Raw genomic sequence first — 23,873 nt, 5'->3', positions numbered from 1 at the left:
GGCCTACGCCAGGTCAAGCCGAGGGGTCAGGAGTTGTACGTGCTCTGGGCCCGCTCCAGGCCCTCCACGACCAGCGCCTCGACCGCGTCCGCGGCCCGGTCCACCAGATAGTCCAGCTCCTTGCGCTCCGCGCCGGAGAAGTCCTTCAGCACGAAGTCGGCGACCTGCATCCGGCCCGGCGGCCGGCCGATCCCGAATCGCAGCCGGTGGTAGTCGGGGCCCAGCGACTTGGTCATCGACTTCAGGCCATTGTGGCCGTTGTCCCCGCCGCCCAGCTTCAGCCGCAGCGTGCCGAAGTCGATGTCGAGTTCGTCGTGGATCGCGACGATGTTCGCGGTGTCCACCTTGTAGAAGTCCCGCAGCCCGGTCACCGGACCGCCCGAGAGGTTCATGTACGACATCGGCTTGGCCAGGATCACGCGCCGGTTCAGCGGCCCCGGCGGTCCGATCCGGCCCTCCACGACCTGCGCACGCGCCTTGTGGGCCTTGAACTTCCCGCCGATCCGCGACGCCAGCAGATCGGCGACCATGAAGCCGACGTTGTGGCGGTTGGCCGCGTACTCGGGACCGGGGTTGCCGAGCCCCACGATCAGCCAGGGCGCGGTCGGATCCGTCATCTGCATGTCTCCTTCATAGACCAACCGCCGCCCTGCTCCTCGGGAGCGGGGCGGCGGTTGCCGTGGAAAAACGAGTCAGCGCGAAGCTCAGGCCTCGGTGCTCTCGGCGTCGGCGTCGGCCGCGGCCTCTTCTTCCTTCGTCGAGACGACCTGGAGGACGACCGCGTCCTCGTCGGTCGCCAGGACGGTGCCCTCGGGCAGCGGAACATCCTTGGCGAGGATCGACTGACCGGCGTCCAGGCCCGCGATCGAGACGGTGACCGACTCGGGGATGTGGGTGGCCTCGGCCTCGACGGTGAGGGTGTTCAGGACGTACTCGAGCAGGTTGGCGCCCGGCGCCAGGTCGCCCTCGGCGATGACGGAGACCTCGACGGTGACCTTCTCGCCCTTCTTGACCGCGAGCAGGTCGACGTGGGTGATGGTGCGCTTGATGGCGTCACGCTGGATGGCCTTGGGGATGACCAGCTCGGTGCGGCCCTCGATGTCCAGGGTCAGCAGGGCGTTGGCGGTCTTGAGCGCCATCATGAGCTGGTGGCCCGGAAGGGAGATGTGCACCGTGTCGGCGCCGTGGCCGTAGATGACCGCGGGGACGCGGTTGTCGCGGCGGGTCTGGCGGGCAGCGCCCTTGCCGAAGTTCGTGCGTACTTCTGCGGCGATCTTGATCTCGGCCATGGTGGCACTCCTCGTAGGTGAATCACGGGTGACAAAAAAGAGGGGTCACCCGGCCACGACTGTGCAGCCTGCTACGAAGAGCGCGTCGATAACGGAGCCCCGTACTGAAACCAGTACGGCCTCCCTCGCCGAGCAACTCAGTGAGTCTACCCGGAGGGGAGGCCGTACCAGAAATTGATCTACGTGAGGGTGATCAGGCCAGCTCGTCGAAGAGGCTCGTGACCGAACCGTCCTCGAAGACCTCGCGCACCGCGCGCGCGATCGTCGGCGCCATGGACAGCACCGTGATCTTGTCGAGCTCGAGGTCGCCCGGGTCGGGCAGCGTGTTCGTGAAGACGAACTCGCTGACCTTGGAGTTCTTCAGGCGGTCCGCGGCGGGACCGGACAGCACGCCGTGCGTGGCCGTCACGATGACGTCCTCCGCACCGTTGGCGAACAGGGCGTCCGCGGCGGCGCAGATCGTGCCACCGGTGTCGATCATGTCGTCGACGAGGACGCAGACGCGGCCCTTCACGTCACCGACGACCTCGTGGACGGTGACCTGGTTGGCGACGTCCTTGTCGCGGCGCTTGTGCACGATCGCCAGGGGGGCGCCCAGGCGGTCGCACCAGCGGTCGGCCACGCGCACGCGGCCGGCGTCGGGGGAGACGACGGTGAGCTTGTCGCGGTCGACCTTGGCGCCCACGTAGTCCGCCAGTATCGGCAGCGCGAAGAGGTGGTCGACCGGGCCGTCGAAGAAGCCCTGGATCTGGTCGGTGTGCAGATCGATCGTGAGGATGCGGTCGGCGCCCGCGGTCTTCAGGAGATCGGCGATCAGGCGGGCCGAGATCGGCTCGCGGCCGCGGTGCTTCTTGTCCTGGCGGGCGTAGCCGTAGAACGGCACGATCACCGTGATGGAACGGGCCGAGGCCCGCTTCAGCGCATCGACCATGATGAGCTGTTCCATGATCCACTTGTTGATGGGAGCCGTGTGGCTCTGCATCAGGAAGCAGTCCGCTCCACGGGCCGACTCCTGGAAACGGACGTAGATCTCACCGTTCGCGAAGTCGAAGGCCTTCGTCGGCACGAGGCTGACACCCAGGTGGTGTGCAACCTCCTCGGCCAGCTCGGGGTGGGCGCGGCCGGAGAAGAGCATCATCTTCTTCTCGCCGGTCGTCTTGATCCCGGTCACAGCACAGTCTCCTCAGACGTGTTGGATTGCTGCTGGGCGAGCCAGCCGTGTGCATTTATCACGGTACGCCGACATCGACGTGCCTGTTTCCGGTCAGCTTTCGCCGGACGTCTCCTGGGGATCGGCCTGGGCCGCCTGGGCGGCCGCGCTGCCGGGCCGCTTGCGCGCCACCCAGCCCTCGATATTCCGCTGCTGGCCACGGGCGACGGCCAGTGCGCCGGACGGTACGTCCTTCGTGATGACCGAACCGGCGGCCGTGTACACACCGTCCCCGACTGTGACAGGTGCCACAAACATGTTGTCCGCTCCGGTACGGCAGTGCGAGCCGATGGTGGAGTGGTGCTTGCTCTCGCCGTCGTAGTTGACGAAGACGGAGGCCGCCCCGATGTTCGTGAAGTCGCCGATCGTGGCGTCCCCCACGTACGAGAGGTGTGGGACCTTCGAGCCCTCCCCGATGGAGGCCTTCTTGATCTCGACGTACGCGCCGACCTTGGACTTCAGCCCGAGCTTCGTGCCGGGGCGGAGGTAGGCGTACGGGCCGACATTGGCGCCCTCGCCGATCTCCGACCCGGTCGCCACGGTGTTGTCCACCCGGGCGCCGGGTCCGACGGTGGTGTCGATCAGCCGGGTGTTGGGCCCGACCTCGGCGCCCTCGGCGATGTGCGTCGCGCCGAGCAGCTGCGTACCGGGGTGGACGAGCGCGTCCTGCCCGAAGGTCACGGTGACGTCGATGAAGGTGGTGGCCGGGTCGATCACGGTCACCCCGGCGAGCATGGCCCGCTCCAGCAGTCGCGCGTTCAACAGGGCGCGTGCTTCGGCGAGTTGGACGCGGTTGTTGATGCCGAGGATCTCGCGGTGGTCGGCGGCGACGGAGGCCCCGACGCGGTGGCCGGCCTCGCGCAGGATCGACAGCACGTCGGTGAGGTACTCCTCGCCCTGGCTGTTGTCGGTACGCACCTTGCCGAGCGCGTCCACCAGGAGCTGTCCGTCGAAGGCGAAGACCCCGGAGTTGATCTCGCGGATGGCCCGCTGGGCGTCGGATGCGTCCTTGTGCTCGACGATCGCGGTCACGGCGCCGGTGTCCAGGTCGCGCACGATCCGTCCGTACCCGGTGGAGTCCGGGACCTCGGCGGTCAGCACCGTGACGGCGTTGGCGTCGGCGGCGTGCGTGGCGGCGAGGGCGGTCAGGGTCTCGCCGGTGAGCAGCGGGGTGTCGCCGCAGACGACGACCACGGTGCCTTCGACCCGGCCGCCGAGCTCTTCGAGCGCCATGCGGACCGCGTGCCCGGTGCCGTTCTGCTGGGCCTGGAAGGCGGTGCGTACATCGGTGTCGGTCTCCGCGAGGTGCGCCTGCACCTGTTCGCGTGCGTGACCGACGACCACGACGAGGTGGGTGGGGTCGAGTTCACGGGATGCGGCGACAACATGTCCGACGAGCGAGCGCCCGCTGATCTCGTGGAGGACCTTGGGGGTGGCCGACTTCATACGGGTGCCCTCACCCGCTGCGAGGACGACGACGGCGGCCGGGGTGTTGGCGCTCACGGTGGTGCCCTTCGGCTTCGGGTGGATGTCACCCAGAGGATACCGGGGGGTATCGGGCCGGAAATGAGCGCGGGCGGAGAGAGGCTCCCCCGTCAGGACTCGAACCCGAACTTAAGGCACCAAAAGCCTCAGTGCTGCCAATTACACCACGGGGGATGGAAACGGTCTGAAGCGGACATCGCAGGGGAAGACCGAGGGAACTCCCTGCAGCGTCCGGCCGTTGACCGGGCACGGAACACTATGCCGTACCACCTGGCTTCGACGCGACGCCCATAAATGAGTCGCGCCCGCCCGTAGGCTGGAAGACATGACCGTAACGGGGGCGCAGCACCACGGCGCCGCGGGGTTGACCTCCCGCGGCTGGTGGTGGTGGGAGAGGCGGCGCAGTGCCGTCCTGGATGTGGGGCTGGGCGTCGTCTCGGCCTTCGAGTGTGCGGTGGAGGGTGTGACCTTCGCCGGGCAGGCAGGGGTGCCTGCGGCGGCGGGGGTGGTGTTCGGGCTGCTGGCCGGGGTGTCGCTCGTGCTGCGGCGGCGGTGGCCCATCGCCGTGGTGCTGGTGTCGATCGCCATCACGCCTGCCCAGATGGGCTTTCTCATGGGGATCGTCGGGCTCTACACCCTGGCGGCCTCGGAGGTGCCGCGCAGGCTGACCGGAGTGCTGACGGTGATGTCCCTGGTGGGGACCTTCATCGTGAGTTCCGTACGCCTGCGGCACGGGGTGGGGACGGACGCGGGGGATCCGGGGCCGGCCTTCGTCGTCCTGGTGTCGTTGTTCGTCTCGCTGGGACTGACCGCGCCCCCTGTGCTGTACGGGCTGTACATAGGCGCCCGGCGGCGGCTGATGGAGTCCCTGCGGGAGCGGGCCGACAGCCTGGAGCGGGAGTTGGCGCTGCTGGCCGACCGGGCCGAGGAGCGCGCCGAGTGGGCCCGTACGGAAGAACGGACGCGGATCGCGCGCGAGATGCACGACGTCGTCGCCCACCGGGTGAGCCTGATGGTCGTCCATGCCGCGGCCATTCAGGCCGTGGCGCCCAAGGACGCGGCGAAGGCCTCGAAGAACGCCGCGCTGGTGGGCGACATGGGACGCCAGGCGCTGACCGAACTGCGGGAGATGCTCGGCGTGCTGCGGTCAGGGGAGACCAAGAAGGCGCCGGTCGCCGTGCCGCTGGCCGCCGTGGGAGCCGCTGCCGCGGCAGCGGCCGCCGCAGCGGAGGACGGGCCCTGTCTGGACGAACTGGAGACGCTCGTCGGGCAGTCGCGGGCCGCGGGGATGACCGTGGAGCTCGTGCTGGAGGGCGATGTGCGCAGCTATCACGCGCTCGTGGAGCAGACCGCCTACCGGGTCGTGCAGGAAGCGCTGACCAATGTGCACAAGCACGCCGCGGGCGCGAAGACCTGGGTGCGGCTCGCGTACCGGGGCGGTGAGGTCGCCATGCAGGTGGAGAACGGCCCTTCGGACGCGGGAGTCGCCGACGCGGGGCTGCCGAGCGGGGGCAACGGCCTCGTGGGCATGAAGGAGCGGGTCACCGCGCTGGGCGGGGTGTTCGTGTCGGGGGTGACGGACTCGGGGGGCTTCCGGGTCTCGTGCGTACTGCCCGAGCGGGCGGCCTGAGAGCTTTCAGTCCGAGGTCAGGCGGATCGGCTGGACGCCGGTGATCAGGGTCGTCAGGGCCCGGTCGATGTCGGGGCCCAGGTACCAGTCGCCGGTGTGGTCGACGCTGTAGACCCGGCCCTCGGTGTCGATCGCCAGGACCGCCTGGGCCTCGCCCTCCTCGCCGAGCGGGGACAGCCCGGTGCCCAGTGCGCGGCCGAGGTCGGCGAGCGTACGGGCGAGGTGCAGCCCGCAGAGCGGGTCGAAGCGGATCTCGGCGGGTGCCGTCTGGCGTCCCGGGCCGGTCGCGGTGATCGCGAGGCCGCCGAACTCGGCCCATGCCTCGACCGCCGCCGGGAAGACCTGGTGGTGGTGGCCGGCGGGCGATGCGTACGCGCGCAGGGCGTCGGCCCACTCCTCGGCCTGGCGGATGTCCCAGCGGCCCGGCTGCCAGCCGGATTCGCGCAGGGCGGCGTCGACCGAGGCCGGGAAGCGGGTGACGGAGGAGGGCGTGGCGGTGGCTTCGTGCATCGGGTGGTGCTCAGCCCTTCTCGGCGGCGTCGGTGGCGGGGTCGACCGCGCGGACGCCGAAGTGGGCGAGCATGGCCGTACAGGTGCGGCAGGGCGGTGCGTAACTGCCGTGCAGCGGGTCGCCGTCCTCGCGGATACGGCGGGCGGTGACCTTCGCGTGCTTGAGGGTACGACGGGCCTCGCCGGAGGTGAGCGGCTTGCGGGCGGCCCGCTTGGAACGCGAGGACTCGACGCCCCCGAGGTGACGGGAGAGCAGGATCGCCTCGGGGCAGCGCCCCGTGAAGCGCTCGCGCTGGCCGCTGGCGAGGGTGTCGAGGAAGTCCTGGACGAGGTGGTGGAGCGCGGGCGGCTGATCGGCCTTGCCCGCGGTCGCCGTGAGGGTGTCCGCGCCGCGCACCGACAGGGCGGCGGCGACGGTGGGCAGGATGCCGTCGCGGCGGTGGCGCAGGGTGGGAGGCGGGGTGGCCGCGCTGCCCCAGTTGAGGCGCGGGTCTCCCGTCGCGGCTGATGCCGGTGCGGTGTGCATCGTCGTACCTTCCCTCCCACTTTGCTGCAAGCCCCCGCGTTGCAGGGGGCCAGACTGCCAAACGTGGCTGTGCATACGGAAGCTGGGGCCTTGCATCGCGTGTTGGACCGGGGGTGATTTCGGCACTGGGTCACTTCGCTGTGACGGTTCGTTACGTAAGCGGAGGGGCGGTTCTCCCTCTTGCCGTACCGCATAGGCTGTGGTCAACACGCCGGACGCAGCAGGGGGCAACCGCAATGACGACAGGTCGGCTCGGGCAGCAAGCCGCGCCACCGAACGCGGCTTATGCCGGGCAGGTCGTGAACTTCCCGGACCCGGTCCGGGCCACACGCCACCCTCGGGGTGTGCGGGTGGACAGCGACGGTTTCCCGGACTTCGCGCCGTACGCACGCGCCGCCGCGACGATCGCCGACCCCCCGGAGGGGTTCGGCGTCGACGAGCTGCGGCTGACGGACTATGTGTCCGCCAACGCGGCGCTGGCCGCCGACGGGCACGAGCTTTGGGGCACGATTCCGGCGGTCGCGACTCCGCACGGCTGGACCTGGCACCACGTACCGAACACGCGGCGCCTGGAGCTCGTTCCGGTGGACGTGAAGGCGCTGCTGCGGCACCACGGCGGCATCGCGACGGCCACGGTCGACCACGCCAAGCGCGGGACGCGTCCGCTGCAGGAGACCAGGCCCGTGCACTTCGGTGTGCCCAAGGGCGAGGTCGCGGTGAGCGAGCAGCAGATCCTGGCCGCGGAGGAGGACCTGGGCTTCCGGATGCCGGGCGCCTACCGCTCCTTCCTCAAGGCCGCGGGCGGGTGCGCGCCGGTGGGCGCCGCGCTCGACGCGGAGCTGGGGCTCCTGATCGACCAGCCGTTCTTCACGGTCCGGGACGAAGCCGCCGTGAACGATCTGGTGTACGTCAACAAGTGTCTGCGCGATCACCTGACGAAGGACTTTCTGGGCGTCGCGTTCGTCCAGGGCGGTCTGCTCGCGGTGAAGGTGAAGGGCAGCGGGGCCGGTTCGGTCTGGTTCTGCGCCTACGACGATGTGCGGGACGTGGATCCTTCGTGGTCCCCGGCCGAGCGGGTGGAGCGGCTGCTGATGCCGTGCGGTGAGGATTTCGACGCGTTCCTGGCGCGCTTGGCGGGCAATCCGCCGGAGCTGGAGACGGTGGCGAATCTGATGGTGGACGGCGGCTTCGCGCACGCCGTGCCGGTTGGTGCGGCCGGTTCGGCCGATTCGGTGGGGGAGTGAGCTTCCGATGGTGACCTTCGCGCAGGCGCAGGAGCGCGCGGAAGAGTGGGTCAACGGGGATGTCCCCGCGTATCAGCACCGCGAGGTGCGGGTGCGGGAGTTCGAGCTGGGCTTCGTGCTCTGGGCGGAGGACCGCGCCGACGGGCCCTCGGGCGGCGGTGGCCGGCAGCGGCTGGTGATCGCGCGCGACAGCGGTGAGGCGACGCTGTGGCCGGGGCTGCCGGTGGGCGAGGTCATCCGCCGGTACGAGGAGGAGTACGGCATCCGGGACGCGCCGCCTTCGGGGGCCGCTTCCGGGGCGCCGCAACGGGTCGATCTGAACCAGACGTCGTTCCTGCTGACGCCGCCGGAGTGGCTGCAGGACGTGGCGGACAGCAAGGCGGAGGCCGGTTCCGGGGCCGCCAACGGGGCGCCGAATGCGGCGGGTTCGGACTCCGCTGCGCCGGTTTCCGGTACGTCCGGGGCCGGTTGGCCGTCGTCCGGGGACTCGTCCGCCGGGATGCCGTCCGCCGATGTGAGCGCCTCGCCGTCGAACTGGCCGAAGGCGGGGGTGCCCGACGGGGCGACCCCGTGGGCCGGCACCGACACCAACTCCATGCCGGGATCGGACGCCGCGTCCGTGCCGCTGCCCGCGACGGTGTTCGCGCCGCCGCTCGCCGGGTCGGACGAGGACGACACCCCGGCGCCCCAGGTGAAGCCGGATGCGGCGACTTCACTGCTGCGCGGTGGCAGTCAGCTGCCTCCGACGGCCGTGGATCCCGCTGTCAAGCCTGCTCAGCCCGCCCCGCCCGGTCAGCCCGCCGGTCCCGTGCCCCCGGACTCCGGTCCCGCCGACATCGCCGATGCGGCCACCAGCAAGGCGGCCCCGCCGAGGGCCCCGCGCGGTGGCTCCGGCGCGCCCCCGCCCCCGCCCGGCGCCCCCGGGACTCCGGGCGCGCGGCCCGGCGGTGCTCCGGTGCCGCCGCCCGGGGTTCCCGCGGGCGGTTACGTACCGACGCAGATGGTGCCGCAGCAGGGCCCTCCGGGTGCTCCTCACCCCCCGGGCCCGCCCGGCGTCCCCGGCACCCCGGCGGGTCCGCCGCCCGCACCTCCGGCCGGCCCCGGCGACGTACACCACGCGGCGACGATGTTCGCCGACCCGAACTCTCCTGGTGCGCCTCCGCCGCCCCCGCCTCCGGTCGGGAACGGCGGCGGTGGTGTGCACCACGCGGCGACGATGCTGGCCGGTCCCGGCCAGGTCGGTCCGCCGATGCCGCCGCCGGCTCCCGGCTCCGGTCCGGCAGGGCCCCCGATGCCGCCGCCCGCTCCCGGGTCAGGTCCGGCCGGTCCGCCGATGCCGCCCCCGGCCCCGGGTGCGGTGCCGTTGGGCGGGCCGCCGCCGCCCGCGCCCGGCCCCGTACAGCAGCAGCCTCAGCCGCCGCAGCCCGCGTACGGCTATCCGCAGCCGCCCCCCACCGGCCAGCCGACCGTCGGCCCCGGCTACCAGGCGGTGCTGCGCTACCGCGCGCAGGACGGCTCCGAGCAGCAGCTCATCCGCCGCTCCGCGCCCGGCACCCCGCACCCCGAGTGGCAGATGCTGCACGAGCTGCGGGCGATGAACGTGCCGCCGCAGCAGGTCCTCGAGCTGCACACCGAGCTGGAGTCCTGCGAGCTGCCGGGCGGTTACTGCGCCCGCATGATCCGTGAGACCTGGCCGCAGGTACGGATCACGAGCGTCGCCCCGTACGGCAAGGACCACGCCAGCCGTCAGCAGGGCATGGCCCATCTCCTCACCCACCAGGGCGAGTTGCACCAGGTCGCGGACGGCCCGGCGCGCCCCGCGCCCGTACGCACTCCGCTGCCGCCGGTCCAGCCGGCCCCGCCGATCCCCCCGGAGGGGGTCGCGCAGGAGCTCGCGCAGGCCTTCGGGCCGCAGGGGATCTTCCGCTTCGACCAGCGGGCGGTGTCCCGTCAGGGTGTGCCCGAGGTCGTGGCGATGACCCTGGTGTGGGCGGGTCTGCCGGTCGATTTCGGTCCGTTCTTCTGGGCGCAGGCGGTCCCCGGGCAGCCGGTGCCGACCCTCGCCGAGCTGGCGCAGCAGCGCGGGGTGCAGCCGGCGTCCGACGCGGGTTCGTATCTCGTCATGGGCTCGGACTTCGGCCGGGCGATCTGCGTGCAGTACGGCACGGCGAGCATCGTGGCGGTTCCGGTGGAGGCCGGTCCCGGCGGTCAGCCGGCGCCGCCGCAGTTCGTGAACTCGGGTCTGCCCGAGTTCGTACGGTCGATGGCGCTGCTCGGCCGGATGTGGCGGCTGCGCTTCAGTCTGAATCCGGAGCAGGCCGGCCGCTGGACGGTGGACTTCCAGGCGCAGCTGGCGATGCTGGACCCGGCGGCGCTGGCGTCGCCGGAGAGCTGGTGGTCGGTGCTGGTCGAGCAGATGTGGGACGGGCTGCTCTGATCCATCTGCCGTACCTGACGTACTGACAGGAAGGCTCCGGCTCGCCCCGTGGGATCCCTTATGGGAGTTTCGTCCCATGAGTGTGCCGGAGCCTTTCCCGCAGCAGCAGAGCTCTTCGGCGCTGTACCGCGCGAAGGGGCGGAAGCGGCGCAGGCCCGGCAGGCGCCGTCGGCTGAGCTGGCCCAAGCGGATCGCGATCCTCGTGCTGACCCTGGTGCTGCTCGCGGCCGGTTACGTACTCGGCCTGTGGATCTGGGCCGACAGCCGCCTGCAGACGACGGACGCCTTCTCCGACTACTCCGGACGGCCCACCGCCGGCCAGGGCACGGACTGGCTGCTGATCGGTTCCGACAGCCGCTCCTCGCTCACGGCGCAGGAGCGCAAGGATCTGCACGTCGGCAACGACGAGGGCCTGAACACCGACACGATCATGATCCTGCACTACGGCGAGAACGGCCCCTATCTCGTCTCGATCCCGCGCGACTCCTATGTCTCCATCCCCGGCCACGGCAAGAACAAGATCAACTCGGCATACGCGATCGGCGGCGCCAAGCTCCTCACCCGGACCGTCGAGGAGGCCACGGGCCTGCACCTCGACCACTACGCCGAGGTCAACTTCGGCGGCTTCGTGAACGTGGTCGACTCCCTCGGCGGCGTACGGATCTGCGTCCCGGCCGGCGGCCTGCACGACGAGAAATCGGGGGCCGACTTCGACGCGGGCTGCCAGCAGATGAACGGCAGGCAGGCACTCGCGTACGCCCGCGCCCGCTACAGCGACCCCGAGGGCGACCTCGGCCGCGTCAAGCGCCAGCAGCAACTGGTGAGCGCGATCGCGCACCAGGCGCTCACCCCCTCCGTACTCCTCCTCCCCTGGAACCTGATCCCTTTCCTCAGCGCCTCGCTCGACGCGCTGACGGTCGCCGAGGGCACCGGCCTGTTCGACCTGGGCCGGATGGGCTGGCAGATGAAGCACATCGCGGACGGCGACGGCACGACCACCACGGTCCCGGTCTCCAGTACGGGGACCGAGATCCCGGGCATCGGCGACGTGGTCCTGTGGAACGACGCCGATGCCAGGGAGCTCTTCACCGCACTGCAGGACGACACCGCGATTCCCACCTTCTCGACCTCTTGACGCATCCTTGGGCGGAGTGTCGCGTTATGGGCGCTTCGCGTTGATCCACCAAGATATGCGCGTCTGGTGGGTGTCTGTCGTGTGTCGTAAGGGGCTTCAAGGATGAGTACTGCATCGGTGTCACCGCACGGTTTCGCCGTCGTACGGGGCCGCGGCTACCGGTCGGAGCAGGTCGACCGCTATGTGGCCGGGCTCTCCCTCGACCGTGACGAGGCGTGGGAGCGCGCGGCGCGCCTGACCGTACTGGCCAAGGAGATGGAGGCCGGCGCTGCGGCGCTGCGCGAGCGGGTGGCGGGGCTGGCCCCGCAGACGTACGCGACGCTCGGCGAGCGGGCCCAGCGGCTGATGGCGCTCACCGAAGAGGAGGCGGAGGCCGTACGCACTCAGGCGCGCGACGCCGCCCACGCGGTGCGCGAGGCCGCCGAGCAGGTGGCGCGCCGACTGCGGGACGCGGCGCGCGCGGACGCGGACGCGGTGCACACCGCCGCGGACGTACGCGCGCAGCAGCTCCTCCACGACGCGCAGGGTACGGCGGACGAGCTGCGCATCGGCTCGCGCCGGGATGTGAAGGAGTGGCGCGGCGAGGCGCTCGCGGCGCTGAAGGACGTGCGGCTGCGCACCTCGGCGTTCCTCGCGGATCAGGAGAAGGAGCAGACGGAGCGCTGGGAGGAGGCGGGGCGCGAACTGGCCGAGCGGGAGCGGGAGTTCACCGCGCGGCATGCGGAGCTCACGGCGTATGCGGACAGCAAGCTCGCCGAGGCGCAGCGCGCGCTGGCGCAGGCGGAGGAGACGGCCCGCCACGGCCAGGAGGACGCGGAGGCTCGGGGTGCGGAGCTGATCGCCGAGGGCCGGGTCCGCGAGGAGCGGGTGGCGCGCGAGACGGAGCGGATCCTGCGGGAGCACGAGGAGGCGCGGGAGGAAGTCCAGGCGCACATGACGCACGTACGCAGCAGCCTGGCGGCGCTCACGGGGCGGGCGCCGGCGGAGGGCTGACCGCCTCTGCGGATTCGGGGCCCGGCTTGAGGATTTCGCGGGCCTGTTCGGCGGCGCGGAGCAGGGCCTCGCCGACGAAGTCCATGAAGCGGGCGATGTTTTCGAGGCGTTCGGCGGCCGGGGTGCCGGGGCCGAGGACTCCGACGCCCTGGCGGGCGGTCTCGGAGAGCAGGGTGTTGGCGCGGGCGGCGGCGGCCATCGACTGGAACCAGACGTCGTTGTCGACGACGTAACGCTCGCGGCGGCGTTCGTCGCGGTCCTTGCGGATGAGGCCCTGGTCGGCGAGGAACGTGGTCGCCTTGGAGACGGACGCCGGGCTGACCTGGAGGCGCTGGACGAGTTCGGACGCGCTGAGGCTGCCCGCGTCGGTGGTGAAGATGCTGGACAGCACCCGGGAGGCCATCCTCGGCACGCCTTGCTGGGTGAAGAGGGTGGTGAAGGTTTCCTCGTACGCGCGTACGGCCTCGGGGTCGCGTCCGTGGGGCTGCTGCGGCTCCTGGGGGGCGCGGGGTGCGGTCTGCCTGCGCTGGTGGGTGCGGCGTTCGGTGGCGCGGTGGGCGAGGTCGGAACGGTAGGCGGTGGGGCCGCCGTTGCGCATGACCTCGCGCGTGACCGTCGAGGTGGGGCGCTCCAGGCGCCTCGCGATCTCCGCGTAGGCGAGGTCGTCGGCCAGTCCCAGCGCGATCTGCTGGCGTTCCTGCTGAGTGAGCCTGCCGCCCGGCATGTGGATCTCCCTATCCGACCTGGTCCAAGGTGTCGCCAGCATAGCGTTCACTTCCAACCCATTGCAACGCAACGAGTGGGCTGCTGTTGCATTAGATCCCAAGCCATTGCAATGAAAACCCTGGACTGGCCTGCGATTACTGCCTAGTTGCGCAACAAGCTTGTTGCCGAGACCTCGAACGCAACGTAGCTTTTCCCTTGTCGGAAACGAGGCGCCGCACCGCACGAGGCGGATACGGCGCACGCACCCAAGGAGCGCACACCATGCAGAAGTTCGAGACCACCGGCCAGATCTCCGCCGTCGTCGACATCCCGGCCGGCCGGATCCAGTTCATCGCCGCCGACCGGAGCGACACCACGGTCGAGGTCCTCCCCGCGAACGCATCGAAGAGCCGCGACGTGAAGGCGGCCGGGCAGATCGAGGTCGCGTACGCCGGCGGCGTCCTGCGGATCGAGGCCCCGGACGCCAGGAACCAGTTCTTCGGCCCCTCCGGATCCGTCGAGGTGACGGTCCAGCTGCCCGCCGGTTCGCACATCGAGGCCAAGGCGGCCAGCGCCGATGTCCGCGGTGTCGGCCGGCTCGGCGACGTCGCCTTCGAAGGCGCGCACGGCTCGGTCAAGCTCGACGAGGCCACGAACGTCCGGATCACCCTCGCCGCCGGTGACATCACGGTCGGCCGGCTGGGCGGCCACGCGGAGATCACCACCACAAAGGGCGACATCAAGATCACCGAGGCCGTGAGCGGCAAGATCGTGCTGAGCACCCAGGCCGGCGATGTGACGGTCGGCGCCGCCCAGGGCGTCTCCGCCTCGCTGGACGCGGGCACGACCCTCGGCCGTATCAACAACGCGCTCAAGAACACCGAGGGCAAGCCCGAGTTGAGCATCCACGCGACCACCACGGTCGGCGACATCGACGCCCGCAGCCTCTGACTTCGAAGGAGCTCCCCACCATGACGAACCTGGCCATCGCGGCGAACGGCCTGCACAAGGCGTACGGCGACAAGACCGTGCTCGACGGCATCGACATAGCCGTCCCCACGGGCACCGTCTACTCCCTGCTCGGCCCGAACGGAGCGGGCAAGACCACCGCGGTCAAGATCCTCTCCACCCTGATCGGCGCCGACGCCGGCGACCTGCACGTCGCCGGCCACGACCTGGCCACCCACCCGCAGGCGGTACGCGCGGCGATCGGCGTCACCGGCCAGTTCTCCGCGGTGGACGGCCTGATCACCGGCGAGGAGAACATGCTCCTCATGGCGGACCTGCACCACCTCTCCAAGAAGGAAGGCCGGCGGGTGGCGGCCGAACTCCTGGAACGCTTCGACCTGGTGGACGCCGCCAAGAAGCCCGTCGCCACCTACTCGGGCGGCATGAAGCGCCGCCTGGACATCGCCATGACGCTGGTCGGCGACCCGCGGATCATCTTCCTCGACGAACCGACCACCGGCCTGGACCCGCGGGCACGCCACACCATGTGGGGCATCATCCGCGAGCTGGTGACGGGTGGGGTGACGGTCTTCCTCACCACTCAATACCTGGACGAGGCGGACGAACTGGCGCACCGCATAGGGGTCTTGAACGACGGAAAGATCGTCGCCGAGGGCACCGCCGAGGAGCTCAAGCGCCTGATCCCCGGCGGCCACATCAAGCTCCGCTTCACGGACCCGGCGGCGTACCAGAGCGCAGCGCTCGCACTGAGCGAGGCGGCGAGGGACGACGAGGCGCTGTCGCTCCAGCTCCCCTCCGACGGAAGTCAGCGCGAACTGCGCGCAATTCTCGACCAGTTGGACGTGGTGGACATCGAGGCGGACGAACTGACGGTGCACACCCCCGACCTCGACGACGTGTTCTTCGCCCTGACGTCCACCGCGTCCCCCGCCCCCTCCGCATCCGCGACCCAGCCCAAGGAGACAGTCCGATGAGCACCCTCTCCCTAGCAGCACGCGACTCCTCCACCATGCTGCGCCGCAACCTCCTGCACGCCCGCCGCTACCCGTCGATGACCCTGAACCTGCTGCTCACCCCGGTGATGCTGCTCCTGCTCTTCGTCTACATCTTCGGCGACACGATGAGCGCGGGAATCGGCGGCGGCGACCGCTCCGCCTACATCGCCTACGTGGTGCCCGGCATCCTCCTCATGACCATCGGATCCACGGTGATCGGCGCCGCGGTCTCCGTCTCCATGGACATGACCGAGGGCATCATCGCCCGCTTCCGTACGATGGCGATCCACCGCGGCTCGGTGCTGATCGGCCACGTGATCGGCGGCGTACTGCAGTCGATCGCCAGCGTGGTCCTGGTCGGCGCGGTGGGCGTGGCGATCGGCTTCCGCTCGACGGACGCCACCACCCTGGAATGGCTGGCGGCCTTCGGCCTCCTGGCCCTCTTCGCCCTGGCACTCACCTGGATCGCGGTCGGCATGGGCATGGCCAGCCCGAACCCCGAGGCGGCCAGCAACAGCGCCATGCCGCTGATCCTGCTGCCGCTCATCTCCAGCGCGTTCACCCCGATCGACTCGATGCCCGGCTGGTTCCAGCCGATCGCCGAGTACCAGCCCTTCACCCCGGCGATCGAAACCCTCCGCGGCCTGCTGCTCGGCAGCGAGATCGGCAACAACGGCTGGCTGGCGGTGGGTTGGTCCATCGGCCTGGCGGCGCTCGGCTACTTCTGGTCGGCGTCGAAGTTCAACAGCGACCCGAAGTAACGGCGATGACGACGCGGGCCGGAGCCGCCCGCAACTCACCCCGCCCCTGGGCGGCGTACTCCGACAGGATGCCGGAGAGCGCCGCCCTTAGTGCTGATGTCGGTCGATCAGCACGCTGTGGAACGTCGAAGATCCCAAGGGATGTTGAGCCAGGGGCTTCCCGGATCGGTGGTGAGAATACGGTGGGCTGCGAGGACCTCGGTGTACCAGTTGCCGAACTTCTCACTGTCGAAGTGCAGGCACCGGCCGAGAGCGAACCCGGCCGAGAACTCCGGCCAGGAGCGGTAGACCGCAAATGGAGATCACGCAGGAAGATGCCGCATCCATGCTGGGGGTGGCTGAGATCTTGCCGGTTGCTGAGTGACGACAACAGGGAACTCGGAACTAGTATTCATCCACTCGTATTCATCCAACTGAAGGCTCAAGCCTTGATCCGTCGGGCGGTGTCATGCAATGGGAGCGCTTGCTGCGGTGATTAAGGCCTTGTCCGGGGTCGAAGAGGAGTTGGAGCGGCACGCCGCCGGCCGAGGCCGCGTGAGCAGTGTCAAGCAACTCTCAGCGATCCGTGGGCAGCTGGCACAGATGGCTGAACACCTCTCGGGGCCCCAACCTCTCTCTGCGCCGCAGCGCTTGCAGGGAGCGGGCCACGCCGTTGCTGACTCCTGGCCCTTCGGCAACGCGCTGGGCGCCATGATTCTGGAAGCTGAGCAGCTCTATCTTCAGGTGTGACCATCTAAGTGCCGACGGACAGTCTTGCCTGGGTGTAAAAGTGGGCTGCCAAATGGACGCGTAACCAGCACAGCCGCCCACAGGCCCGTGGTCGAGCTGGACGTAGCAGGCAGCGGAACCCCCGAAAGGGACAGGTGCAACTGTGCCGCCCCTTTACCCCTGCCCCTGGGAGCAGGATCCGTTGAGAGGGAGTTCCGGTGCGCTTCTCCCTGGGTGGCTCCTCGAACCGTATGGGCGCGCTACTTCTTGTCGGCCGTGAGCGTGCCGCCGATCGCCCAGCTGTCCGTGGGGACTTCCTGGATCCAGACCTGTACGGCCTCGGCGGGGATCTTCAACGAGTCGACGAAGGCGTCCGTGACGCGCTGGACCAGGTCGCGCTTCAGCTCGATGTCGCGGGGACCCTGCTGAATGGTGACGATCGGCATGGCTGAACTCCCTTTTCTCCGGCGGCTTCCCGGCTGTTCCGGGCCGCTTTCCGGTGTGACCTCAGTCCATCCGATGCGGGCCCGCCGACCAACAGGCAGAGTGCGCACGCAGCGATCAGGAATCGTGATCGCTGCTGGCCCGGAGGAGGAGTTCCAGGGTGGCGGGGGCGATGTCCGTACGCGTCACGAGAGCAGTCGGTATGGCGAGGCTGCAGTCCCGGAATGGGCGGAACGCCACTCTGGGGCTGTGGAGTTGGGTCGCGTGGGCGGCGTACACCACGGTCCACAGGGGGGTCGCCCCGATGGTGGCGAGGATGTTCTGGAGTGAGCTGGCGGGCGGTCCTGGGCGGGGTTCGAAGCCGGCGGACTGGCAGGCGTTGACGACGAGGTCGACCAGGGCGGGGTTGTGGCGGCGGTCGGTGAGGGTGAGGGGGAGCTCGGCGAGTTCGCCCAGGGACACGTCCGCGCCGGTGGCGGCGGGGTGGGCTGCGGGGACGGCCGCGACCAGGCGGTCTTCCCAGACGGGGTGGATGCGGAGCCCGGGTGCGGGTTCCGGGGAACGTACGAATGCTGCGTCGAGGCGCCCGTCGGCGACCTGTTCGAGGCGCTCGCGGGCGGGGGAGGAGGTCAGCTCGACCGACGTACCGGGGGAGAGCTCGGCGAGCGCACCGAGGATGCGGTCCAGATGGGCGCCGAGCCCGGTGCCCGTGCCGAGCCGCAGACCGGGCTGGACGGCGACGGCGGCGCGGGCCCGTTCGGCTGCGGCGAGGACGGCTCGGGCCTCGGGGAGGAGGCGCTCGCCAGCGCCTGTGAGGCGTACGTGGCGGGGCGAGCGGTCGAAGAGGTCGGCGCCCAACTCGCGTTCCAGGCGGCGTACTTGCTGGCTGACCGCGGACTGGACTATGTGGAGCCGCTCGGCGGCCCGGCCGAAGTGCAGTTCCTCGGCGACCGTCACGAAGTAGTTCAGCTGGCGTAGCTCCATGGTTCGGACTTTAGGTCTTGTCCGGCCGATCATGTATGCAGTACCGGGCCGTCGCCACCACTCGCTACGACAAGCGCGGCTACGACTTCCTGGGCACCGCCACCGCGGCAGACCTCATGATCTGGCTCCGTAGCTGAGTGCCGGCCCTACAGGGCAATCGGCCGGTACGCCAAGGCTTCATCGACCACTTCCTCGGCGGACAACTCCCGTTCCGGCGGCCAGAAGATCAGGCCGCTGACATGGCCGGACGGGCAGGCCAGAGCGCTGTCGAGTCTGTCGAGCCAGTCGTCCGCCTCGTCCTCAGAGGAGTAGCCCGCGTCGATGATCCGCTGGACGAGCGCGACCGCTTCCGGTCGACTCAACTTCACTGCACTCATCAGACCCCTCCCCTCGTCGCCACCTTAGCGAGCGGGGTGATCGGCCGGACAAGGTCCCAGATGGCTGGGTGATGCGCTGTTGATCGGGCGGCGGGCTGTCAGTTCTGGGCCGGGGTGGGCGTCTGGTCGGCCTCGAAATCAAAATTGATGTTGTCTCCGTCGACGGAGGAGACCTTGATGGTGACACCCAGGGTGCTGCCGTCGGATGCCGTCAGCGTGCAGCGGGTGGTCGTCCCGACCTTCCCGGCGAGGTCCTCGGGGCAGCTGATGTCCGGCTTCGCCTGGCCCGTCGTGGAGGCGAGCTTCGTGGCGACCAGGTCGGCCAGCTTTACCTTGGACAGCTTCGGGTCGGAACTTCCTACGTGGACCGAACCCGAGCAGCCGACGAGCAGTGCGGCTGCGGCGACGGCTGCGATGCCCCATGTTGCTGCGGACAGAGTGGGCTTGATCATGGTTGTTCCGTTCCAGGTGAAAGGCGGGTTTGGCCGGCATCGGGGCGACAGCATAAGTCGCCCACGGGGCTCACCCCCGGCCTGCTTTGCCGTGAACCGGACAACTGGCTGCGCTCCATGGAGTCCTCACCTCAGGAGCAGACGATCTCTACTGCTTGGGATCGTTTTCGCGGTGATGCATCCACTCGTGCGTCGGGTCAACTGCCGACTGTTCGCCGCCCCTTGCGCAGGAGGAGTACGCAGCCAATCACCATCAGCAAGCCGACCGCTGCGGTTCCGAGGCCGCCCCACCAGTAGATCGGGTCCAGTGGCAAGTGCTGCATCTTCTGTGTGCCGTCAGGGGTGGCCAGGTGTTCCTGACCCTTGAGTTCGGTGGTCGCCGCGGTGTCCACGGGTGGGGAGGCTGCAGCTCGGACGGCTGCGGCCGCATTGATCGTTCCGTACCCGACCAGGGCGTTGTGCCCGCTCGTGGGGTGATGGGCGGTGGTGGTGAGGATGGTCCGGGTCTGGGCGACGGTGAGTTTGTCGTTCTTCGAGAGCATCAGAGCCACGACTCCGGCTGCCAGGGCACAGGCCGGGGACGTGCCGGCCACCAGTTTGGTGCCGCCGGACCTCGAGGCGCTGTTGATCTGCACGCCGGGGGCAGCCACGGAGTTGTACGTCCGTACGGTCGAGAAGGGGGCGCGGATGCCGTTCTCCATGGTGGCTGCGACGGCGATCACGCTGGCATATCCGGCGGGATACGACGGTCGGTTCTCTTTCCCCTGGCCCCCGTCGTTGCCCGCGGAGGCCAGCACGGGAACCCCGTGGCTGATCGCATTGCCGATGGCGTTGGCTTCGGCATCGTTGTAGCCACCGAACCGTGCTTCGCTGCCGAGCGACATCGTGATCACGTCGGCATTGTGGGCGACCGCGTAGTCAATGGCCTTGGACAGCTTGGTGGGACCTGTCGTGGCGTCCCAACTGCCGCCTTGGTTCTCGTCGATCACTCTTACGGAGAGAATTCTGGCCCTTGGAGCGACCTTGAGTACGTCCGATGCCATGGCGGTGCCGTGGACGCCCCACTTCGGGCTGCTGGATTTGATTCCGTCCTCGGCGAGATCGGGACCGGTGGTCACCTTGCCCTTGAGGGCGGGGTGGTTGACCATCACGCCGGTGTCGAGGACCGCGACGGTTACGCCCTCGCCTTGGCTGACTCTCTGTGCGGCGGGGAGTCCGAGGGCGGCCGACTCCCATCCGCTGGTGGGCAATGGTGCTGCGACGGCCGGCGTGGTGGCCGTACTGCACAGGACTGCGCCAAGTGCGGTTCCGACGAGAGCGATTCGGCTCCTCCGGAGCAGGGGCGAGGTCGCGTGGGTTTGCCGGTCGCTCATTCGTCGTCCTTGAGCTTGATGGAGGAGAGGGATTTCCCGAACATCGAGGAGATATCCGCAGCTGATGACATCCAGGAGGATCGGTCCGACTCACCGTCATGCTCGGCGTCGCGTGCACCCCAGGCGCCCGGCAGCTTGCCTGCGACGCGTGCGTCGGTCGCGCCGGTGGCGACTGCGATCAGGTATGGCTTTCCGTCGAGGGAGCTGTCACTTGCCATGCCGTTACGTCCGGCATCGGTCCAATGGGCAGCTGCTGTGCCTGGTACGGCATAGGCATGGACTACGTCGTCGGGATGTTCCTGCCGCTGTTGCTCAGCGAGGTCGTCCCGGAGCTTCTGCGTGTCGCCGTCGGCCGTGGCAAGCACGATGAGCGCGACAGTGGCCACCGTGCCCGCGGAGGGGTCGACGTAGGTGGCGCGCAGGACAGCGGTGCAACCCTGTTTGAGCACGGCTTGCTTCATCGTTCCGGTGAGCCCCTTGTCGCAGGACGTCTCCGGGGAAACGCCGAGCCGGTGCCACTGTGCGCGTTCCGCATCGGAAGGGACCGTGGCGGGGGCATCCGGGTCTGAGCTGTTTGCTCCGCCGCTGAGGGTGGCGGGGAAGATCGTTTCCGTCTTCTCGTTGCGCCACATCACCGGGTAATAGGCGGTCGTGTTCGTCTCAGCGCGCTGGTGGTTCCGATAGCCCGCCGCGGCGAGGGCTCCGCCGCCGAGGACCAGCACAACGCCGAGGAGCCCGAGGGCGGCGCCGAAGCACCCGCGGGCGACGCTGCGGCGTGGGGCAGCGGGCGGGAAGGGGGCCGGCATTTGGAAAGGTGCCGGCTGCTGGGTGCTGGGAGCGAACTGCGGGGGCGGTGGGGGAGCAGCCGCGGGCCACTGGCCTTGTTGGCCGTATGGGCTGTATTGACCCTGGGGTTGTGGTTGTTGCTGCGGCTGCCACCCCCCTTGCTGAGGCTGCTGGGAGTATGGGTTGTCATTGCCCAGGCCTCCGGGCGGCGTCGATTGCGACATGGCTTCTCTCTCGCCAGGGCCCGGCAGGGCCGGGGTTCAACGGGCGAAGAGGCGCGGCTGCGTAGGGCCTGCCGGCTGTCCATTCCCCCGTACTTACGCGACACACCCTAACCAGACGCCACTTGAGACACTTGGTGCGCTTGTGGCCGCCAGTTGACTTCACAGTGGGTGAGCAATCGACCTGTCGGTTGGCGAGTTGTCGCGCATCTTCCCGGAATGTGCTGGGCTGCGAATCGGGCAGGGGGTGCCTCCTGGACAGTTCGCGCCAGGGGAAGGAATGGCGGCGCGAATGCAGAGACCTGCCGAACTCGGCATCAAGGGCGGGGTATGAGGCTGCGGGCGCTGACTGGCTCATGAACGCCGATGCGGCGGCTGACTGGGTTGAGTTGGCCTTGGAGCGGACTCGATCGGGTGGTGGTCGATCGTCCGGTCGCTCAGCCGCTCTCGCGGGGGCACGACCCGCGCGGCATGCTGGTTCGATCTTGGCACCTGGGTCCGCTCAAGGCGTTGACCTTGGGTGGTAGGACGCAGCGGCGCCCATTGCGTGTTGGATTGGCGACTCTTCGCGACCGTTTCGCTCCAGTCGGGGGCGGACGATGAGCGGGTTGTTGTGACTGGGCTGTGACAGGGGATACGTGGGCGCCCCTGGGCCTTGTCGGTGGCGGCCGATACAGTTGTTCAAAAGATAAGCTGGGATAGCTACGTTGAGTGACCGAGTGGCTGCGGCGTTGCATCGGTGAACGGGGAGAGGGGCTGACTCGCGATGGCGAGCGGAGAGTACAGAGTCGATCTGAGCGCGCTGGACGAGGTCGTCCGGAAGCTCAACGGGATCATCTCGGACCTGGGCGACGCCAAGTCCGACTCGAAGTACCAGACGCATCTGCCTCCGGGCGCGCTGGGTATGGATGCCGACTGCGCGTCAGGGAAGTTCATCGAGGCGGGAAAGCTGCATGCCGCGCACTCCGAGATGAAGACGCACCTTGAGCAGATCGTTGACCACATTCACGGTCTGACGGACGATTTCGGTACAAAGACGAAGAAGACGCACGGCGCTTACCAGGACCAGGAAGCAGACGTGAAGAAGTCGATGCAGGGTGGGGAGTGACCCGGTCATGAGCGGCGGTAAGGGCGACGGCTACTCGTACGAGTACCAGCCGGCGACGATGTGCTACAACGCGAAGCACGAGTCGGACTTTGCGAACATGGACATGGACCAGATGAAGGCCATGGTCAGCAGTGCGAACCCTGGCGCGGTGCATGACGTTGCCCGAGGCTGGACCAACGTCAACAACAAGCTGGTCGGTGAGGGTGGGGGAGGCGGCGCGCGGCACGCCTTCTTGGCTGCGGTGTCCGCAGTGCTCGAACACTGGGAGGGCGACTCTGCCGACCGGTTCAAGGCGCAAGCCGACGTCATTGCGCAGAAGCTTCAGGACGGTGCGCAGTACGCGCAGTACACCTCCACGGCGATGCACAGCGCGGCAACGGTCCTGGAGACCATCAAGCCTGAGGTCGAGGCGATGGAGAAGCCGGGGAAGGCGAGCAGCCTCCTGGACCACGTGAAGGACGGGCACCGCACGGATGCCGGGCTGAAGGACGACCTGAAGAACGGGGTCTCCACAGAGGATGCCCTGAACAACAACAAGGGTGATCTTTCGGCGGGCAAGGAAGCACAGCTGAAGATGGCTGTGAAGATGGAGCAGTTGGGGGCTGCTTACGCTTCGCAGACCAAGGCGATGGGGTCGTGGAAGCGGACCGGGTTTATCGATGAAAAGGAGACCGATTACCCGGGCCCTCCGGGCGGTGCGGCGCCGGTCCCGATCGTGGTGATGCCGACTGAGTCTGGCCCCAAACTTGTCGGCCGTGCACCGTACTCCGGTGGATCGACAAGTAATGCAGGCCGCTCGACCGTTGCCCCGACTCCCAGCAACCCGAACCGAATTGGTGGTCCGGGCGCTGGTTCGTCGTCGAAGTCGACGGCACCCGCTGGAATTGGCACGGGTGTGGACAGCATCACCGCTACGAACCCTCACGGCACGGGCTCCGGGGCAACACTCGGTGCCGGCGGTGGAGGAATCGGCGGGGGAAGCGGTATCCGCCCTGGTGGTGCAAACGGCATCACTGGAGCAGGAGCGGGCTTCCCAGGAACGCTTGGAAACCCGGGAGCGGGGATAGGAGGTCGCGGCTCGGTGAGCGGCACTGGTTCTGCGACCGGCGCGGGTCGCCCTGGGATGGGTGGCGCCGGTCTGGGTTCTGGTGCAGGCAAGAAGGGCGGCTCCGGAGTTGGAGGTCGCGGCCCTCTTGCGCGAACCAGGGGCGGGGTCATTGGTGAAGCCGAAGGTGCGGCTGGGGCCGGCAGCAAGGCGGGCTCTGGACTGCACGGCAGCCGCGGTGGCACCGCTGAGGGTCGCAAGACTGCAGGCATGGGTGGCGCGGGTGGCGCTGCTGGCAAGAAGCGTGACAAGAAGAAGGATGGAAGCGAGCGTCCTGATTACCTGGTGGAGGATGAAGAGACCTGGGTGTCAGCGGACCAGAATGTCGCCCCTAGGGTGATCGAGTAAGCCCGCAAAGGACGTCGAAGTCAGCAATAAGGTGGGGCTCGCGGCTTCTCGCCGCGAGCCCCGTTCAGCGGGACGAAA

General features: G+C 69.2%; 23 protein-coding genes, 1 tRNA gene and 1 pseudogene. 10 read left to right on the top strand and 15 right to left on the bottom strand.

The features are described from left to right. Positions 1 to 26: 26 nt before the first annotated feature. The 5 genes from pth to AB0H78_RS25160 form a co-directional block, all read right to left on the bottom strand. Positions 27 to 617, bottom strand: coding sequence for an aminoacyl-tRNA hydrolase (pth, locus tag AB0H78_RS25180; protein WP_363236821.1), 591 nt, complete (start codon positions 615 to 617; stop codon positions 27 to 29). An 87-nt stretch (positions 618 to 704) separates the two neighbouring features. Continuing rightward, the gene (locus tag AB0H78_RS25175; protein WP_363236820.1) at positions 705 to 1,289 is read right to left on the bottom strand and encodes a 50S ribosomal protein L25/general stress protein Ctc; all 585 of its coding nucleotides are present in this window, start codon (positions 1,287 to 1,289) and stop codon (positions 705 to 707) included. Positions 1,290 to 1,482: 193 nt separating this feature from the next. Beyond that, positions 1,483 to 2,460: a ribose-phosphate diphosphokinase gene (locus AB0H78_RS25170; RefSeq protein WP_363236819.1), complete on the bottom strand. Its 978-nt coding sequence runs from the start codon at positions 2,458 to 2,460 to the stop codon at positions 1,483 to 1,485. Between the two features lie 93 nt (positions 2,461 to 2,553). After that, a complete protein-coding gene (gene glmU, locus AB0H78_RS25165; RefSeq protein WP_363236818.1) occupies positions 2,554 to 4,002 on the bottom strand; it encodes a bifunctional UDP-N-acetylglucosamine diphosphorylase/glucosamine-1-phosphate N-acetyltransferase GlmU in 1,449 nt (482 codons plus the stop codon). 84 nt (positions 4,003 to 4,086) lie between these two features. Next, positions 4,087 to 4,158: transfer RNA gene (locus AB0H78_RS25160), tRNA-Gln, on the bottom strand. A gap of 151 nt (positions 4,159 to 4,309) precedes the next feature. Here AB0H78_RS25160 and AB0H78_RS25155 point away from each other — a divergent pair. Continuing rightward, the gene (locus AB0H78_RS25155) at positions 4,310 to 5,614 is read left to right on the top strand and encodes a histidine kinase (protein ID WP_363236817.1); all 1,305 of its coding nucleotides are present in this window, start codon (positions 4,310 to 4,312) and stop codon (positions 5,612 to 5,614) included. A gap of 6 nt (positions 5,615 to 5,620) precedes the next feature. Here AB0H78_RS25155 and AB0H78_RS25150 read toward each other — a convergent pair whose 3' ends face one another. After that, positions 5,621 to 6,124 (bottom strand): SUKH-3 domain-containing protein, encoded by a 504-nt coding sequence (locus tag AB0H78_RS25150; protein ID WP_363236816.1) that lies wholly within the window; start codon positions 6,122 to 6,124, stop codon positions 5,621 to 5,623. A gap of 10 nt (positions 6,125 to 6,134) precedes the next feature. Next, positions 6,135 to 6,650: a YwqJ-related putative deaminase gene (locus AB0H78_RS25145; RefSeq protein ID WP_363236815.1), complete on the bottom strand. Its 516-nt coding sequence runs from the start codon at positions 6,648 to 6,650 to the stop codon at positions 6,135 to 6,137. A 236-nt stretch (positions 6,651 to 6,886) separates the two neighbouring features. Here AB0H78_RS25145 and AB0H78_RS25140 point away from each other — a divergent pair, with 236 nt between their 5' ends. From AB0H78_RS25140 to AB0H78_RS25125, 4 genes are all read left to right on the top strand, one after another. Continuing rightward, positions 6,887 to 7,894: an HNH endonuclease gene (locus AB0H78_RS25140; protein ID WP_363236814.1), complete on the top strand. Its 1,008-nt coding sequence runs from the start codon at positions 6,887 to 6,889 to the stop codon at positions 7,892 to 7,894. Positions 7,895 to 7,901: 7 nt separating this feature from the next. Beyond that, a complete protein-coding gene (locus AB0H78_RS25135) occupies positions 7,902 to 10,331 on the top strand; it encodes an SUKH-4 family immunity protein (protein ID WP_363236813.1) in 2,430 nt (809 codons plus the stop codon). 76 nt (positions 10,332 to 10,407) lie between these two features. Further along, positions 10,408 to 11,466, top strand: coding sequence for an LCP family protein (locus tag AB0H78_RS25130; RefSeq protein WP_363236811.1), 1,059 nt, complete (start codon positions 10,408 to 10,410; stop codon positions 11,464 to 11,466). Between the two features lie 102 nt (positions 11,467 to 11,568). Beyond that, on the top strand, positions 11,569 to 12,459 hold the full coding sequence (locus AB0H78_RS25125) for a cellulose-binding protein (RefSeq protein WP_363236810.1): 891 nt from the start codon (positions 11,569 to 11,571) through the stop codon (positions 12,457 to 12,459). On the opposite strand, the gene AB0H78_RS25120 is transcribed toward AB0H78_RS25125, so the two are convergent. After that, entirely contained in the window at positions 12,431 to 13,183 is a 753-nt protein-coding gene (locus tag AB0H78_RS25120; RefSeq protein WP_363236808.1) for a helix-turn-helix domain-containing protein, read from the bottom strand. The two genes, AB0H78_RS25125 and AB0H78_RS25120, sit on opposite strands and share 29 nt — an antisense overlap. Before the next feature lie 263 nt (positions 13,184 to 13,446). Here AB0H78_RS25120 and AB0H78_RS25115 point away from each other — a divergent pair, with 263 nt between their 5' ends. Genes AB0H78_RS25115 through AB0H78_RS25105 form a run of 3 tightly spaced genes read left to right on the top strand, consistent with a single transcriptional unit; the run spans position 13,447 to position 15,889 of the window. Beyond that, the gene (locus tag AB0H78_RS25115; protein WP_363236807.1) at positions 13,447 to 14,115 is read left to right on the top strand and encodes a DUF4097 family beta strand repeat-containing protein; all 669 of its coding nucleotides are present in this window, start codon (positions 13,447 to 13,449) and stop codon (positions 14,113 to 14,115) included. A gap of 20 nt (positions 14,116 to 14,135) precedes the next feature. Next, positions 14,136 to 15,107 carry an ATP-binding cassette domain-containing protein gene (locus tag AB0H78_RS25110; protein ID WP_363236806.1) on the top strand — a complete coding sequence of 324 codons (972 nt, stop codon included), beginning with the start codon at positions 14,136 to 14,138 and terminating at the stop codon, positions 15,105 to 15,107. Further along, positions 15,104 to 15,889 (top strand): ABC transporter permease, encoded by a 786-nt coding sequence (locus AB0H78_RS25105; protein WP_363236805.1) that lies wholly within the window; start codon positions 15,104 to 15,106, stop codon positions 15,887 to 15,889. Before AB0H78_RS25110 ends, AB0H78_RS25105 begins: the two co-directional genes overlap by 4 nt. A gap of 107 nt (positions 15,890 to 15,996) precedes the next feature. Here the strand turns inward: AB0H78_RS25105 and AB0H78_RS25100 are convergent. The 7 genes and pseudogenes from AB0H78_RS25100 to AB0H78_RS25070 form a co-directional block, all read right to left on the bottom strand. Further along, positions 15,997 to 16,182: pseudogene (locus tag AB0H78_RS25100) on the bottom strand (DUF1266 domain-containing protein); the annotation flags it as partial. A gap of 675 nt (positions 16,183 to 16,857) precedes the next feature. After that, complete coding sequence (gene dmpI, locus AB0H78_RS25095; protein WP_363236804.1) at positions 16,858 to 17,043, bottom strand: 4-oxalocrotonate tautomerase DmpI; 186 nt, start codon at positions 17,041 to 17,043, stop codon at positions 16,858 to 16,860. Positions 17,044 to 17,158: 115 nt separating this feature from the next. After that, on the bottom strand, positions 17,159 to 18,025 hold the full coding sequence (locus AB0H78_RS25090; RefSeq protein ID WP_363236803.1) for a LysR family transcriptional regulator: 867 nt from the start codon (positions 18,023 to 18,025) through the stop codon (positions 17,159 to 17,161). Between the two features lie 146 nt (positions 18,026 to 18,171). Continuing rightward, on the bottom strand, positions 18,172 to 18,402 hold the full coding sequence (locus AB0H78_RS25085) for an e9imm peptide (protein WP_363236802.1): 231 nt from the start codon (positions 18,400 to 18,402) through the stop codon (positions 18,172 to 18,174). Between the two features lie 98 nt (positions 18,403 to 18,500). Further along, on the bottom strand, positions 18,501 to 18,854 hold the full coding sequence (locus AB0H78_RS25080; RefSeq protein WP_363236801.1) for a DUF4333 domain-containing protein: 354 nt from the start codon (positions 18,852 to 18,854) through the stop codon (positions 18,501 to 18,503). A 197-nt stretch (positions 18,855 to 19,051) separates the two neighbouring features. Then, a complete protein-coding gene (locus tag AB0H78_RS25075; RefSeq protein ID WP_363236800.1) occupies positions 19,052 to 20,227 on the bottom strand; it encodes a S8 family serine peptidase in 1,176 nt (391 codons plus the stop codon). Next, positions 20,224 to 21,033 (bottom strand): hypothetical protein, encoded by an 810-nt coding sequence (locus AB0H78_RS25070; RefSeq protein ID WP_363236799.1) that lies wholly within the window; start codon positions 21,031 to 21,033, stop codon positions 20,224 to 20,226. The genes AB0H78_RS25075 and AB0H78_RS25070 overlap by 4 nt, the downstream gene beginning before the upstream one ends. Before the next feature lie 967 nt (positions 21,034 to 22,000). Between AB0H78_RS25070 and AB0H78_RS25065 the strand changes: the two genes are divergently transcribed. Both AB0H78_RS25065 and AB0H78_RS25060 read left to right on the top strand, forming a co-directional pair. Beyond that, positions 22,001 to 22,342, top strand: a complete 342-nt coding sequence (locus AB0H78_RS25065) for a hypothetical protein (protein ID WP_363236798.1) — start codon at positions 22,001 to 22,003, stop codon at positions 22,340 to 22,342. A 7-nt stretch (positions 22,343 to 22,349) separates the two neighbouring features. Beyond that, a complete protein-coding gene (locus AB0H78_RS25060; RefSeq protein ID WP_363236797.1) occupies positions 22,350 to 23,795 on the top strand; it encodes a hypothetical protein in 1,446 nt (481 codons plus the stop codon). Positions 23,796 to 23,873: the final 78 nt, after the last annotated feature.

The sequence above is a fragment of the Streptomyces sp. NPDC050738 genome (assembly GCF_040654175.1).
GTDB lineage: Bacteria > Actinomycetota > Actinomycetes > Streptomycetales > Streptomycetaceae > Streptomyces.
The sequence above is the reverse complement of the archived record's forward strand: the minus strand, read 5'-3'. Positions and strand labels throughout refer to the sequence as shown.